Source organism: Enterococcus sp. AZ078 (genome assembly GCF_051714985.1).
GTDB classification, from domain to species: Bacteria; Bacillota; Bacilli; order Lactobacillales; family Enterococcaceae; genus Enterococcus_B; species Enterococcus_B hirae.
The window spans coordinates 528,543-541,690 of sequence record NZ_JBIOSW010000001.1; the positions used below are offsets into that span (position 1 = coordinate 528,543).

A 13,148-nucleotide genomic window follows, 5' to 3' on the forward strand; every position below is an offset into this window, starting at 1 on the left:
CTGAAGATGATATTAGATGAATCAGGTTTTACTGCTGGTATGAATAATGCTATCAAAAAGCTAGGTTCTTTTGATGGAACTATCGAAAGAACGAGTAGAAAAGGTGGCAGTTCATTAGGTAGTATTTGGAAAATATTTGCTGGTAGCTTTCTAGCCAGTGGAGTGACTAGAATTGTCGGAGCTGGTTTTGATTTAATTAAAGGTTCCGTAAGTGGAGCAATTGATCGAGTAGATACGATGAATAATGCTCTACGAAATTTCCAAAACATGGGATTCAGCAACTCAGAAATTATGAAGAATATCGGAAAGAATGGGCTTTTATCTCAAGGTATTCAAGGACTTCCTACCGCTTTGAATGATGCGATAAGTCATGTACAACTTCTTGCTTCTTCTACTGGGAATTTGACTCGTTCGACTCAAATATTTAAAGCATTAAATGATGGGATTCTTGGGTTTGGTGGTTCAACTGATCAAGTAAATGAAGCTGTTATTCAGCTATCTCAAAGTTTCTCAAACGGAAAAGTAGATGCACAAACTTGGAATTCAATGATTAATGCTCAACTTGGTCCTACTCTATCTGCTATCGCTAAAAAGATGGGAATTACTATGGGAGAGCTTAAAGAAGGGTTATCTCAAGGTAAGATTTCTGTTGAAGAGTTCCAAAATCAATTAATAGAAATGGATACTAAAGGTGGCGGGGGACTTAAATCATTAAATCAAATTGCTAAAGATTCAACCAAGGGGATTAAAACCTCTATTCAGAATGCAAAAACAGCTGTTACTCGTGGTGTTGGCGAAGTAATAGAAGGATTAAACAAAGCCCTAGTGGATGAAGATTTAGGTGGATTTAAGGGAATTATTGATAAAGTTGGTAGTTCCATGGAATCTTTTTTGAAAGTAATTGCTGCAAATATTCCTACAGCAGTATCATTTTTAGGTGATTTATTTAATGCAGTTCAAAAATTTGGCTCTGTATTGAAATTCATGATGCCATTTCTGGTTCCTGCAACTACTGCTTTTGGCGCATTAATGTTTCAACTTAAAGGAATACCAGCAATTATAAAAAGCTTCAATAATTTTAAGAATGCCATAATCGGTGTTGGAAATTCACTAAAGATTATGGGGGCTATAGCCGCCGCAAATCCGTTTGTTTTGATTGTTGGAGCCGTTGTTGGAGCAATTGCTGTATTTGGCTATTTTATGGCAACCAACGAAGAGTTTAGAAACAAAGTTATATCCGTTTGGAATGATGTAAAAGATTCCGTACTTGGTGTATTAAAGAATATAAAAGATTGGGGAATTGATACTTGGAATTCTGCTAAAGAATTGGCAACAAATGCCGTTGAGAGTGTCAAAAATACTTGGTCTGGAATAAAGGAATGGTTTTCAAATACTTGGCAAGACATTAAAAATGGAGCAACAGGTTTATTTGATAAAACAGTAGAAACATCTATTAATGCGGTTGATAGTGTAAAAAACGCATGGTCAAATACAAAGCAATGGTTTTCTGATATTTGGCAGAGTATAAAAGAATTGGCAACTGAAAAATGGAATGAAATTAAAGGTTCTATTATGGAAGTTGCTGGTCCATTGATTATAGGTTTAAAGAACGCATTCTTACATGTCACTTTTTATTTAGAGACCTTATGGAATAATTTAGTTGAGATTGGTAAAAATGTTTTTGAGATTTTAAAAAATGTTATACTTGCGCCAGTTTTGTTTATTACTTCCATGATTTCTGGTGGATGGGAAGAAACAAAAAACAACATGATTGGTGTATGGAATAATATCAAAGAAAGTGCTCTAAATATTTGGGAGTCTATAAAAAATATTTTTGTTAGTTACGTTACAAATATTTATTTTGCTGCGCTTAATATTTGGACAGGTTTCAAACTTACTTTGATAAATATTTGGAATGAAGTAGTAAGTCAAGCTAAATCAATTTGGATTAATGTAAAATACTTTTTTATTAATCTTTGGATTGACATTAAGTATTTTGCTATTCAAAAATGGATTGAATTAAAATTCGGGATTATTCAAACTTGGATTGATTTAAAATATAATGCTATTACTACTTGGAACACTATTAAACAGTTCTTCAAAGATACTTGGCAGAACATTAAAGATATAGCATACAATACATGGATTTCTATAAAGAATTCCATGATCAATACTTGGAATAACATCAAGGAATCTTTCTGGAATATTGTTACTGGAATTGTTAACTCCGCTGAAAATGCATGGACTAATCTAAAAAATGGTGTTTCAAAAGCAATTAATCGGGTGAAAGAAATCTTTGATTCATTAAGGGAAATCAATTTATTCGAAATCGGTAAGAATATCATTGATGGACTTATCAATGGTGTAGTAGAAAAATGGAATGCATTGAAAAAGACTATTAAAGGAATAGCTGGAAGTATCAAAGATTCTATTAAGGGTGCATTAGGTATTCATTCTCCATCTAGATGGATGAGGGATATGGTAGGTAAAAATATTGTTCAAGGTATTATCGTTGGTATTGATAAAGAAAAAAGTAAATTGGATCAGACAATGACTGATTTAGTGAAAACTCCGTCGGTTCAACCAGTTGTTACAGGGTCTAATAGTCAACCAATGGTTCAAGCTAAACAAAATACATCTTCAAATGCAGTGAATGAAATTCACTTGCATTTAAATGTTTATGGAGATCTACCTGATTCGATGATTAAACAAATCGCCAAGAAGATGAAAACAGAATTGACGAGACAAATGAAACGAGATGCTGATGCAGTAGGAGGGACATTATATGCAACTTAAAAGAGGACAATTTTTTATCAATCAACATTATTCTTCTGAGTTTAACGTATATATTCAAAATAGGCCTGCCTCTGTTTCAGCTAGTCGTGTAATTGAATTGAGAGAACGTGAAGGCAATGACTCAATTATTATCGATAAAGCCTATTACAAAAACGTTACTAGAAAAATTGAATGTTATTACAAAGCACCATCGATTGATTTAGTGCAGGAATGGGAAGATCGAATTACTGAATGGTTAGATATGAACTCTTACAGTGATTTTATTCTTTATTACGATCAACAATATATCTATCAAGCTATAGTAACCGAAGCGCCAGAATTTAAAGGAACAAGAAAAACAGGGAACATAGTTCCATTTGAATTTACAGTTAGTCTTCGACCATTCAAAGAAAATTATAGTGGTCGTTTTGCTATTCAACAGATAAAAGCTTTCGAGTTATTTAATCCAGAGAAGTATGCTTCAAAACCGCTTATTAAATTGAGTGGTTCTGGAGATGCTTCTTTTTATATTAATAATGATAAATATGATTTGAAACTATTAGATAGAGAATTATATATAGATTCTAAACTAGAAGAGTCTTATCGAAAGCTAGATGGCAATTTAGAACATCAAGATCATGTCACTTTATTTTTAGATTTTCCATTTCTATACCCTGGAAAAAATGAAATCAAATGGACGAATAACATACATTCGTTTGAGATAATACCAAGGTGGTGGAGAAAAGTATGATACCAAGAATATATAGTCCTACCGAGACAGATTTTTCTACGAATGGTTTAGGGATTTTGAAGGATGCTACAAAATGTGAAATATATGAAGTAGCAAATGGAAAATATGAATTAGAGTTGGAGTATCCATTAGGCACTCGATTTGATGAATATTTTGAAAATGACTATCAAATAAAAGCAAAACCAAATGACCAAGAAGAGTATCATATCTTTTTTATTGATGATAAAGATATCGATACCTTTTTAGATACCGTAACTATTTATGCCCAGAGTCGTACAAATCGGCTTGGAAGACGAGCAGTTACTTTTGCTGAAGTCGACTCTAAAACTGGTCGAGAAGCAATGGCAATTATTGAAAACAATATGGATAAAAAATCAGATATACGCTTATATTCTGATATTACAACTGTATCAAGTACAACTTTTGAAGCAAGAAATGTTTTAAATTGTATTGCTGGCGAACAAGGTTCTTTACTTCAGTATTGGGGCGGAGAAATTAAACGTGAGCCATTTAAGCTATCCTTATTAAAACGAAGAGGCCGTGACAATATTGGAACAATCCGATATGGAAAAGATTTATCTGGATTAAAAGTTAAGTTAGATTGGACAGGCGTGAAAACAAGAATTATTCCTTATGCTGATCCTCAAAGTGATACAGGTACAACTAGCCGAATTTATGGATCGCCAGTAGATAGCGAATATATTAATAATTATCCTGATGTATATACAGAACACGTTCAATTCACAGAAGAACAGGGAGTTAAAGATGTTAATAGTTTAAATAAAATAGCTAAGAATTATTTCAAAACAATTAATCCAGGCTGTGATAAACCGAAGATTTCTATTACCGTTGAGTTCGATAAATTAACGGACACAGAAGAAGGAAAAGAATTCGCTAAGATAAGAAATTACGGGTTATTTGATACGTTTAAAATATATCATCGAAAATATAAACTATATTTTGAATCGAAAGTTAGCGGTGTTCAATATGATTCATTATCTGAAAAGGTTTTGAAATTGGAAGCTGGGGATACTCAAGTTGCTTTTTATCAACAACAAGCTGTAACTATTCAAGATAAATTAAAAGATTATGCTACGAATAATTATATGAGTAGTTTTAATGATTATGTGTCCTCTATGATTGCAGGTCAAGGAAATGCAGGCGGTTATGTAGTTTTATGGCCAAAAGAAAAACCTTCAAATATTTTTATAATGGATAGTCCTGATTTAAACAAGGCAAAAGAAGTATTAAGAATGAACAAAAATGGAATTGCCTTTTCTAAAAATGGTTGGAATGGTCCTTTTAATTCCGCTTGGACATTGGATAGTATATTCAATGCTAATTTTATTCAAACAGGATTAATAAAGGCAGATATCTTTCAAAACTCTTTTAATAAAACTGGAGATGTATTGAAATTAGTTAATGGACTACTTCAAATTTGGAATAACAAAAAGAAAATAATGGAGTTAACCAAAAAAGGAATGGAGTTTTGGAATTCTAATAGTTCAATTGGAACGATTGGAACAACTGATTCTGCTGGTAATCCTTTTCCTGGAGCTTCTACTCCCACACCTATTGAAGATAATTCTTTAGTTATTCGTACAAATGGAGACGGCAAATATATTTTGATTTCTCCTAAAGTTGGTAAAGGATTAGTTTTATTAGGAAATGGTAAAGCAATTTATTTTGGAGACTTAGATGTACAAGGCAAACTCACAGTCAACGGAAAAGAAATCACAGGGAACAACAGTGGAGGAAGTGATCCTGGAACTATCCCTCCTCAATTGACGACGGAAGCTGAAAAAAGAGCATGGAAAATTTGGACAATGTTGAAAGCTCATGGTTATTCTGAATATGCAGCTGCAGGTATTCTAGGAAATATTCAGGGGGAGGTTGGAGCAAGTATGAACCCTGATACAGAACAACTTGGTGGTCCAGCTTATGGGATTGTTCAATGGGATGGTTCTGCTTATCCGTTAGTCGGATCACCAACTTGGAACGGACGAGAGTATGTTCAGCGTTTGATGAACACCGCAGGGATTCAAGAAGATTATCGAAGTATTGAAGCCCAAGTAAAATTATTAGATTGGTGTATGTTCAACGGTCAATGGCTCGGAAAAGTAAATCCAACCACAGTATCAGGATTTAAATCGATCAATGATGCCAAAAGTGCAGCGTATGCTTTTGAAATGAACTTCGAACGCCCAGCTTCTGCACATCCAGAACGCCAAAATTATGCCCAATCTTGGTATAACAAATTACATGGATTAACTAGTCCAGAACCTGGAGGGAATTTCATTTGTCCAATTCAAAAACCAGTGACAGTTACTTCAGAATGTGGATGGAGAACAAGTCCAATAAATGGCGGTCAAGAATTTCATAATGGAATTGATCTTGTAAATGGAAATCCTAATACACCTATTTTTGCAGCATTAGATGGGGAAGTTGTTCAGGCTGGTGCTAATTATTATGACTGGTATGGTAATTACGTGGTTATTAAACATAATAATGGGAAGTGGACAGGTTATGCTCATTTGTCTCGTATTGATGTTTCTGTTGGACAAAAAGTTCAGAAAGGCGCTCAAATTGGCTTGATGGGAACAACTGGTCCTTCTACAGGAGAACATCTACATTTTCAAATTATGAAAAATTATTGGCCACAGCCAGTTGTTGATTTTGAGAATCCAAGAAATTATATCCAATTTTAAGGTGGTGATTCTATGAGTAAATGGAATGTCGTTTTAAGTACAACAGAACCATATAATTATGTGGGGATGATTCAAGTTCGACAAGGCAATAAGAATACAGAGGTTATGGAAGCGACTATAGTTGAAAATGGTCTTCCCTACGATTTATCAGAATGTAAGGTATATTTTGAATCAGTTGTAGGTGGGAAATATCCAGTCCAATTAGAAACAAAAATTGTGGATGCTAAAAAAGGGAAAATTAACTATATTTTTGATAAATATTCCATGCAGTGTTTACATCGACAAACAGCCAATTTCATTATTTTTAAAGGAGAAGACTTGATTGGAACGACTCAAGACTTCTCTTATTTTGTGATTAATGCTGTTTCAAAAACAGAAGGAGAAATGGGTTCTTATTGGCAATCAATCGAAGATTTAATCGCGGATATGACGGACTTTATTAATGAAAATAAAGGCGATTTTACGGACTGGATGAATGAAAGGAAAGAAGAATTTGATCGGTGGAGACAAGAACAGGAACACAGTTTCCAAGATTGGAGAGAAGGACAAGAATCAGACTATTTGGCATGGTTTGAATCAATCAAGGATATTTTAAAGACGATTGACCCTGGTGGAACGATGCTTGCGGAATTAATGGATGCGAGAGTAGATATTCAAGGAAAACGACACAATTCAATTTCTGAACGTTTGCTTGCCGATATGAATTATTTATATCAAAAACTACGAACAAGCTTATTTACTATCGAGTATGCTGAAATTGAAGTAGTGGATATTCTACAAGATGATTTATTTTCTAGGAATCATGAGATAGAAAAAGTAGAAAGTGTTGAAAATAATATATCCGAAGGAGCGTTAATTGTAGCCACAATTGATGATGAAGAACAGCGTGTATTTACTCTGGAGGAAGTAGTAATAGATAAGATTTTGACTATTAATCCATATATTGTTGGAAAAACAGATTGGATTACTGGTACATGCAAAGTATTTGATGCAACAAAAATTGGTATTGAAATAAATGGTAAGAAAAAAGATATCGTCCCTTCAAATGAATTAAAAAATGGCACATTTAAATACTACACTGGAAAAACAATTCAATTAGGTGATCAAGTACAAGTCGTACTTTATGACAATATGACTATAGAATTAACAAGAAAATCAGTTGTTGTTCAGGAAGAAGGTGAATCAATTGGTGAAGGTTAAACGCATGATGGAAACAGACGACACAGGCGTTCAACGTCAATTTATGCCAGTCACTCATGTTTCTGCAGTCTTAGGTTTAGAAAAAATGATGACAGGACAGTCAAAAGTTCTTTCGGTTAATGGTAAATATGGTGCAGTTGTTTTAACAAAAGCTGATTTAGGATTAGAAAATGCGATTACTGAATTGCCTTATGCGAGTGAAGACACTGATGGTATTTTAACAGCTGAAATGTTTCAAAAGATTGTAAATGGTGAAGGCGGAACATATCTTTTACCAATTGCTACTAATGAACAATTAGGGAGCATAAAAGTTGGTGAACTCTTAGAAATCACTGAAGAAGGTATTTTATCTGCAATTAAGCAAACAGATTTTAATTTTACGGAAGAATTAAAAGAAAAACTAGAATCAGTAAAGCTTTTAAAAGCAGGAGCAAATATATCAATTGCAGAAGATGGGACGATCAGTTCTACAGGTGGGAGTGAATCTGGTGGAGTTAATCAATTATATGTGGATCAAAAATTTCAAGAAGCAGTTGACCAAGCTAAAAGCTACACCAATGAAAGAATTCCAAATTTTACTTTTGAAAAAATTGGGGAGGTATAGAGAATGACGGATATCGTAAAGGTAAAACAAAGCGGTGTACAGGTTTTTCCACAAACTCATTGGAATGCTGTAGAAGGCAAACCCGAAACTATTAAAGGGGATAAAGGAGATCCTGGGCAAACTGCAACTATTACTGTAGGTACAGTTACTAGTGGATCTACTGCTTCTGTTACAAATGTAGGAACCTCATCTGCGGCTAGATTCAATTTTGTATTACCAAAAGGAGATAAGGGAGATCCTGGAACAAATGCAACAACGACATCTGTAGCTACGACGACCGCTAATGGGTTGATGTCCAAAGAAGATAAAGCAAAATTAGATGGAATAGCAAATATTACATTTGAGAAAGTAGGCGAAGTTTAATGTCTGATATTGTGCAATTAAAAGAAAATGGTGTGCCTAAATATTTAAAAACTCATTTTAGAGCAATTGATGGAGCTGAAGCATTAGTACAAACATCTGGTAATCAATCTGTTGATGGTTTTAAAAACTTTTTACAAACACCAACAGTGAATGATGTACCAGTAATTTTAGATCGTTTTGTTTCAAAAACAGTAAAAACAACGAATACAACAGATTTTACCAATGAAAGTTTAGTCAGATTTGAACGATGGGGACGTCTTGTAGTAGCCAATTTTGAGATTACAAATAAATCATCAAATTTTGCTGGATGGAAAAATTTGATGGCTTTTCCAAAAGGATATACTCCGATTTCGTTAACAGGTTGGGGTGGAACTTTGGCGAATAAAACCAATCGAAATCCTGCATTATCTGTTTATGCGAATGGTTCGGGAATTGCTGTGATGGTTTCTACTACAAATTTACCAGAAAATCAAACTTGTTCTGGAACCATCGTCTATTTTACAAATGATGCGTGGCCAAATTAATAGGAGGAATAACTAATGAAAACAATGTATGAATATATGTATCCAGTCGGTTGTAAGGTCTGGGAAAACATGCCAGATGATTTCCCAGAAGGAGTGCCGTATACCTCTGTACCACCATTGCCAGATATTCCATTAGATCGTCAATTTTGGAATCCAAGAGAGCGAAAATGGGAAGAAGTTGTGACTCAAGATGTTTCTAAAAATTAGTTCTGTTAGAGAAATTATCTGAAGGGTTACAAGATGATAATAAAATATTGAAACAGGCGAATGAAGAACTAACTAAAAGAGCTGATTCATTAATGCAAATCAATTCAAAAACGATGCTTACAACTATTCAAAACAGTAAAGAAATTGATTTATTGAAAGATCAACTTCAATCATCGAAAAATGAAGGGGGAGAATAATATGTATTCCTATGAAGATATCAAAATGATGTATGACTGGAATTGCTTTACTGCAGATCAAGTTCGGCAATTTGTTCCGTTGTGCATTACGGAAGAAGCAGATAAAATTATTAATAAAGAAAATTAAGGCATACTCCCTGTAGTATGCTTTTTTGTTGGAAAGTTGGTGAACTATGAGTATTGATGCGATTATTTCTGCTTTAAGTATTGCAGGAACCTTAGTTGGTACGTTTGCGGGTATTGTTTTTTCAAACAAACTGACCATTTATCGAATTGAACAATTGGAGAAAAAAGTTGAAAAACATAATCATATTGTTGAACGTACTTTTCTATTAGAAGGACGGATGAATGAAGCAGAACATGATATTCAAGAAATGAAAGGAGGCGAGAAGTAATGATTTTACCTGATAAATATTATCAAATTATTAAATGGACAGTGCTTATAGTACTGCCAGCTTTATCTGCATTAGTAGCCACATTAGGCAAAGCATATGGATGGAATGACACTGATATGACAGTATTAACTATCAATGCCATAGCAACATTTTTAGGAGTAATTACAGGGGTATCAGCTTATAATTTAAAAGATAAGGAGTAAACGAATGAAAAAGAAAATTACTATTACTGTGATGAGCCTGTTAACGGCTCTTTTTTTATTGCCAATTAATGGGTTCGCCTATACTATCAACAATGAATTTAATTTGGGCTTAAACGAAGGTAGCTCACAAGTAGCAAATAATCAGTACATTTTATTGCATGAAACAGCTAACGAAACAGCAACAGGACGAAATGAAGCACAGTATATGAAACGCTCGTGGACTAGTGCTTATACCGCTTACATTGTGGGGGACGGCGGAATTGTTTATCAAGTCGGACAACCTGGTTATGTACAGTACGGTGCTGGTTCGTATGCTAATGCTAACAGTCCTGTGCAAATCGAATTACAGCATACACATGATAAAGCAACTTTTGAAAAGAACTATAAAGCATATGTTGAATTGGCAAGAGATTCAGCAATGAAATATGGTATTCCATTAACATTAGACACTCCTTATAACCAACCAGGAATCAAATCGCATTTATGGGTAACACAAAATATTTGGGGCGATCATACAGATCCTTACGGTTATCTTTCTGAAATGGGCGTAAGTAAAGAAAAATTAGCATATGATTTAGCTCATGGTTTTACGGATGATAATCCAACTACTTCGGAGGATAAACCAGTCATTGATCCAACTAGAGCAGGCGCAGCAAATCCTACACTGACAGATGGAACAAATTACGCCCACATTGATCAGTTTGGAGAAATCGAAAACGCAAACTTGCATGTAGCTGGATGGCACATTGCTAACTATAAATACGAGTATATCTTCATTATGGATTACAATACTGGGAAAGAATTAGCTCGAGTAAAAGCTGATGGAATATATAGACCAGATGTAAATCAAGCTTATAATACTTCTGGAAATGTTGGTTATCACGTATCTTTCAATATGCGTAACTTTCCTAATAAGAAAGTATACGTTATGATGCGAGCAACGAATGATCCAGAAGGGAACACTAAAGGCGGTGCGCAAGATTTCCATGATAAACGTTGGTATTTAAATATTCCTAAACGATAAAAAAAGCCCCTCATTAAGGGGCAGTACATATATTAATTATCAATGTATTCCCCTAGATAATGATAGGTTGACAGATAACTTAGATATTCATATCCTTGTAATTAGGAGGTGCAAAATGGAAATTTCAATTTATATTGATGACTCAGGTCAATTACACTCAAATTATTCTGATTATTTTGTTTACGGTGGATTTTGGTGTTTGGATTCTGAGGAATCTAAGATAAAATCAGCTTTTTCCAAAACTAAAAGACAATTATTTCATACTAGTAAAGAAATAAAAAGTAGTAACATGGAACATTGGGAAAAGAAACGTTTTCTAAGAAAAATTGTTAAAGAAGATGTTCATCCGATTTATGTAGTTACTAAAGTATCAAGTTTAACTATTGATTTTTTTAATTGTGAAGCCGTTCAATTGCATAAAAATTATATTTTGAGAAGACTAGTAGAAGATGCCCTGAAACAAATGAAGAAATTAGGGTATGGACACATAAAAAAAGTTAATCTTTACATTGATAATCAAAGCCAAACTAATGTGTGCAATCGTGATAGTTTTAAAAATTATATTAACAAAGTATTTAAAGGGTGCTATAAAAACAGTGAATACTTTCTAGAGTCTGATGTAGATTTTAAAGTCAAATACATGGATTCTAAGTCCGAGCCATTGATACAGGTAGCAGATTTACTTGCAAATTGTAAGTTCCAACGTTTCCAAAATAAATCTAAAGACCTAAAGATTTTGTTAGATAAAAAAACAGATACATGTTGTAGAAAACATCCTAATTTTTTTTCTAGCGAAAGTATTGCGTAAAAAAAATATATATGCTATTATTCAAATGCAGCAGTGATAGCTGATAAACAAGATTATAGAGCTACTATTTAGTAAGTGATATGTATTGTCACCTCTTTCTTGTTGGCCGCCTTAGGCGGTTTTTTTATTATGTTGGTAGCTTTTTGAGCAAAATTTATGATCAGCCTATTAAATATAGTTAAAAGCCTTAACCAAGGATGGTTGAGGCTTTTTTTCGTTCTTCAATCAAGTGTTCTAGTTCCTGTAAATCTTCAAGCGTAGCTTGCTTCCGAATAAATGATCGATATAAAGTATTTAGATGACTGTATTGACAATTATAAAAATCATTCGATAAAATAGTGATGTTATCGCATAACTATACTCTCACCCGTAACTAGTTACACTTCAAGTTATGCGATAACAGGATTGTTGCCACATAAAACTGATGCTATCTCTTGTTATTGTCCATGGTGGCAACAATCTGTACCTTTAGCTTAACTGGTCAGATCAGATGGCTTATAACCATCTGATTGGAGGTTTTAATTCTACAGGGCACATAAAAATTTAGTTACCATTAAGGAGGAACTTTTATGGATAAAAGATTTAAATTTATCAATATTCTCAGTTTATTAATAGGAATATTAGTAAGTATAGAAATTTTTACAACCTGGTTTGGTATGCTATTTTCTAATCTCATTCCTGTTTTATTAATGGGAGTAATAGGATTTATACTTTCTATTTGGACATTAAGTAAAAATAGTAGTCTTATTGAAAAAGTTATCTCAGTATGTGGATTGTTGTTAAATATTATCCCTGTAGGATATTTTATATTATTATTTTTTGCAATAGGTTAATACCTTATGTTTTTTTGACATGTTATATAGGGAAGTTAATCTATAATTTAAATTATTTTTTAAACATATTTGATATGCACTTTATTTCTTTATTTTAATTTATAAGTATAAAAAAAAATAAAAAAAATAAATTTAATTATGTTAAAATGATAACGTCATCATATTACACAATCTTAACCCCGTTTCTATTTATGGTGACATCTATTCAGAGCTACTTGAAAGAGTAGCTTTTTTTATGCTTTTTGAGGGGAAGGATATACTGTGATGACCTACAGGTTCATTGATTGATTAGGATGTTATTAAAAAATAAAATACTAAGATACATACCCGAATTTTATACCCGAAAAACAAAAAATGTCATCACGTACACTCTTTTCGAAACTACCGAAGTAGCCAAGAATGTACTGATGACGTGGGTTTGGCACCCAATGGGCCGTGAGGGGCTCGAACCCGCGACCCGCTGATTAAGAGTCAGCTGCTCTACCAACTGAGCTAACGGCCCAATAAATTTATGAAATATTTACTGAATATTACTTAATAATAGTAGCACTGTGGA

General features: G+C 33.4%; 13 protein-coding genes, 1 tRNA gene and 2 pseudogenes. 15 read left to right on the plus strand and 1 reads right to left on the minus strand.

Annotated elements, in window-relative coordinates; all coding sequences use genetic code 11:
• Positions 1 to 6: 6 nt before the first annotated feature.
• From IGJ18_RS02625 to IGJ18_RS02695, 15 genes and pseudogenes are all read left to right on the plus strand, one after another.
• Positions 7 to 2,796, plus strand: a complete 2,790-nt coding sequence (locus tag IGJ18_RS02625) for a phage tail protein (RefSeq protein WP_438843447.1) — start codon at positions 7 to 9, stop codon at positions 2,794 to 2,796.
• Complete coding sequence (locus IGJ18_RS02630; RefSeq protein ID WP_053766661.1) at positions 2,786 to 3,526, plus strand: phage tail protein; 741 nt, start codon at positions 2,786 to 2,788, stop codon at positions 3,524 to 3,526. The genes IGJ18_RS02625 and IGJ18_RS02630 overlap by 11 nt, the downstream gene beginning before the upstream one ends.
• The gene (locus tag IGJ18_RS02635) at positions 3,523 to 6,234 is read left to right on the plus strand and encodes a phage tail spike protein (RefSeq protein WP_438842843.1); all 2,712 of its coding nucleotides are present in this window, start codon (positions 3,523 to 3,525) and stop codon (positions 6,232 to 6,234) included. The genes IGJ18_RS02630 and IGJ18_RS02635 overlap by 4 nt, the downstream gene beginning before the upstream one ends.
• Positions 6,235 to 6,246: 12 nt before the next feature.
• A pseudogene (locus IGJ18_RS02640) lies at positions 6,247 to 7,143 on the plus strand (phage baseplate upper protein); the annotation flags it as partial.
• Between the two features lie 15 nt (positions 7,144 to 7,158).
• The gene (locus tag IGJ18_RS02645; RefSeq protein ID WP_309582871.1) at positions 7,159 to 7,434 is read left to right on the plus strand and encodes an immunoglobulin-like domain-containing protein; all 276 of its coding nucleotides are present in this window, start codon (positions 7,159 to 7,161) and stop codon (positions 7,432 to 7,434) included.
• A complete protein-coding gene (locus IGJ18_RS02650; protein WP_438842844.1) occupies positions 7,421 to 8,038 on the plus strand; it encodes a hypothetical protein in 618 nt (205 codons plus the stop codon). The genes IGJ18_RS02645 and IGJ18_RS02650 overlap by 14 nt, the downstream gene beginning before the upstream one ends.
• Positions 8,039 to 8,041: 3 nt before the next feature.
• Positions 8,042 to 8,401 (plus strand): hypothetical protein, encoded by a 360-nt coding sequence (locus tag IGJ18_RS02655; RefSeq protein WP_438842845.1) that lies wholly within the window; start codon positions 8,042 to 8,044, stop codon positions 8,399 to 8,401.
• The gene (locus IGJ18_RS02660; protein WP_438842846.1) at positions 8,401 to 8,925 is read left to right on the plus strand and encodes a hypothetical protein; all 525 of its coding nucleotides are present in this window, start codon (positions 8,401 to 8,403) and stop codon (positions 8,923 to 8,925) included. Before IGJ18_RS02655 ends, IGJ18_RS02660 begins: the two co-directional genes overlap by 1 nt.
• A 15-nt stretch (positions 8,926 to 8,940) precedes the next feature.
• A pseudogene (locus IGJ18_RS02665) lies at positions 8,941 to 9,329 on the plus strand (hypothetical protein).
• 1 nt (position 9,330) lies between these two features.
• Entirely contained in the window at positions 9,331 to 9,456 is a 126-nt protein-coding gene (locus IGJ18_RS02670; protein ID WP_438842847.1) for an XkdX family protein, read from the plus strand.
• A 46-nt stretch (positions 9,457 to 9,502) separates the two neighbouring features.
• Positions 9,503 to 9,724, plus strand: coding sequence for a hypothetical protein (locus IGJ18_RS02675; RefSeq protein WP_010718827.1), 222 nt, complete (start codon positions 9,503 to 9,505; stop codon positions 9,722 to 9,724).
• Complete coding sequence (locus IGJ18_RS02680) at positions 9,724 to 9,927, plus strand: phage holin (RefSeq protein ID WP_071856316.1); 204 nt, start codon at positions 9,724 to 9,726, stop codon at positions 9,925 to 9,927. Before IGJ18_RS02675 ends, IGJ18_RS02680 begins: the two co-directional genes overlap by 1 nt.
• 4 nt (positions 9,928 to 9,931) lie before the next feature.
• On the plus strand, positions 9,932 to 10,951 hold the full coding sequence (locus IGJ18_RS02685) for a peptidoglycan recognition protein family protein (RefSeq protein WP_438842848.1): 1,020 nt from the start codon (positions 9,932 to 9,934) through the stop codon (positions 10,949 to 10,951).
• A 115-nt stretch (positions 10,952 to 11,066) separates the two neighbouring features.
• Positions 11,067 to 11,759 (plus strand): DUF3800 domain-containing protein, encoded by a 693-nt coding sequence (locus IGJ18_RS02690; protein ID WP_438842849.1) that lies wholly within the window; start codon positions 11,067 to 11,069, stop codon positions 11,757 to 11,759.
• A 569-nt stretch (positions 11,760 to 12,328) separates the two neighbouring features.
• Complete coding sequence (locus IGJ18_RS02695) at positions 12,329 to 12,592, plus strand: hypothetical protein (RefSeq protein ID WP_438842850.1); 264 nt, start codon at positions 12,329 to 12,331, stop codon at positions 12,590 to 12,592.
• Between the two features lie 429 nt (positions 12,593 to 13,021).
• Here the strand turns inward: IGJ18_RS02695 and IGJ18_RS02700 are convergent.
• Positions 13,022 to 13,094, minus strand: a tRNA-Lys gene (locus IGJ18_RS02700).
• Positions 13,095 to 13,148 lie beyond the last annotated feature (54 nt).

What these genes read in the sequence shown, in the direction of transcription:
- IGJ18_RS02695 (WP_438842850.1), top strand. Translation starts at nt 12,329, where the DNA reads ATGGATAAAAGATTTAAATTTATCAATATTCTCAGTTTATTAATAGGA.
- IGJ18_RS02690 (WP_438842849.1), top strand. Translation starts at nt 11,067, where the DNA reads ATGGAAATTTCAATTTATATTGATGACTCAGGTCAATTACACTCAAAT.
- IGJ18_RS02635 (WP_438842843.1), top strand. Translation starts at nt 3,523, where the DNA reads ATGATACCAAGAATATATAGTCCTACCGAGACAGATTTTTCTACGAAT.
- IGJ18_RS02670 (WP_438842847.1), top strand. Translation starts at nt 9,331, where the DNA reads ATGTATTCCTATGAAGATATCAAAATGATGTATGACTGGAATTGCTTT.
- IGJ18_RS02680 (WP_071856316.1), top strand. Translation starts at nt 9,724, where the DNA reads ATGATTTTACCTGATAAATATTATCAAATTATTAAATGGACAGTGCTT.
- IGJ18_RS02655 (WP_438842845.1), top strand. Translation starts at nt 8,042, where the DNA reads ATGACGGATATCGTAAAGGTAAAACAAAGCGGTGTACAGGTTTTTCCA.
- IGJ18_RS02685 (WP_438842848.1), top strand. Translation starts at nt 9,932, where the DNA reads ATGAAAAAGAAAATTACTATTACTGTGATGAGCCTGTTAACGGCTCTT.
- IGJ18_RS02630 (WP_053766661.1), top strand. Translation starts at nt 2,786, where the DNA reads ATGCAACTTAAAAGAGGACAATTTTTTATCAATCAACATTATTCTTCT.
- IGJ18_RS02675 (WP_010718827.1), top strand. Translation starts at nt 9,503, where the DNA reads ATGAGTATTGATGCGATTATTTCTGCTTTAAGTATTGCAGGAACCTTA.
- IGJ18_RS02660 (WP_438842846.1), top strand. Translation starts at nt 8,401, where the DNA reads ATGTCTGATATTGTGCAATTAAAAGAAAATGGTGTGCCTAAATATTTA.
- IGJ18_RS02625 (WP_438843447.1), top strand. Translation starts at nt 7, where the DNA reads ATGATATTAGATGAATCAGGTTTTACTGCTGGTATGAATAATGCTATC.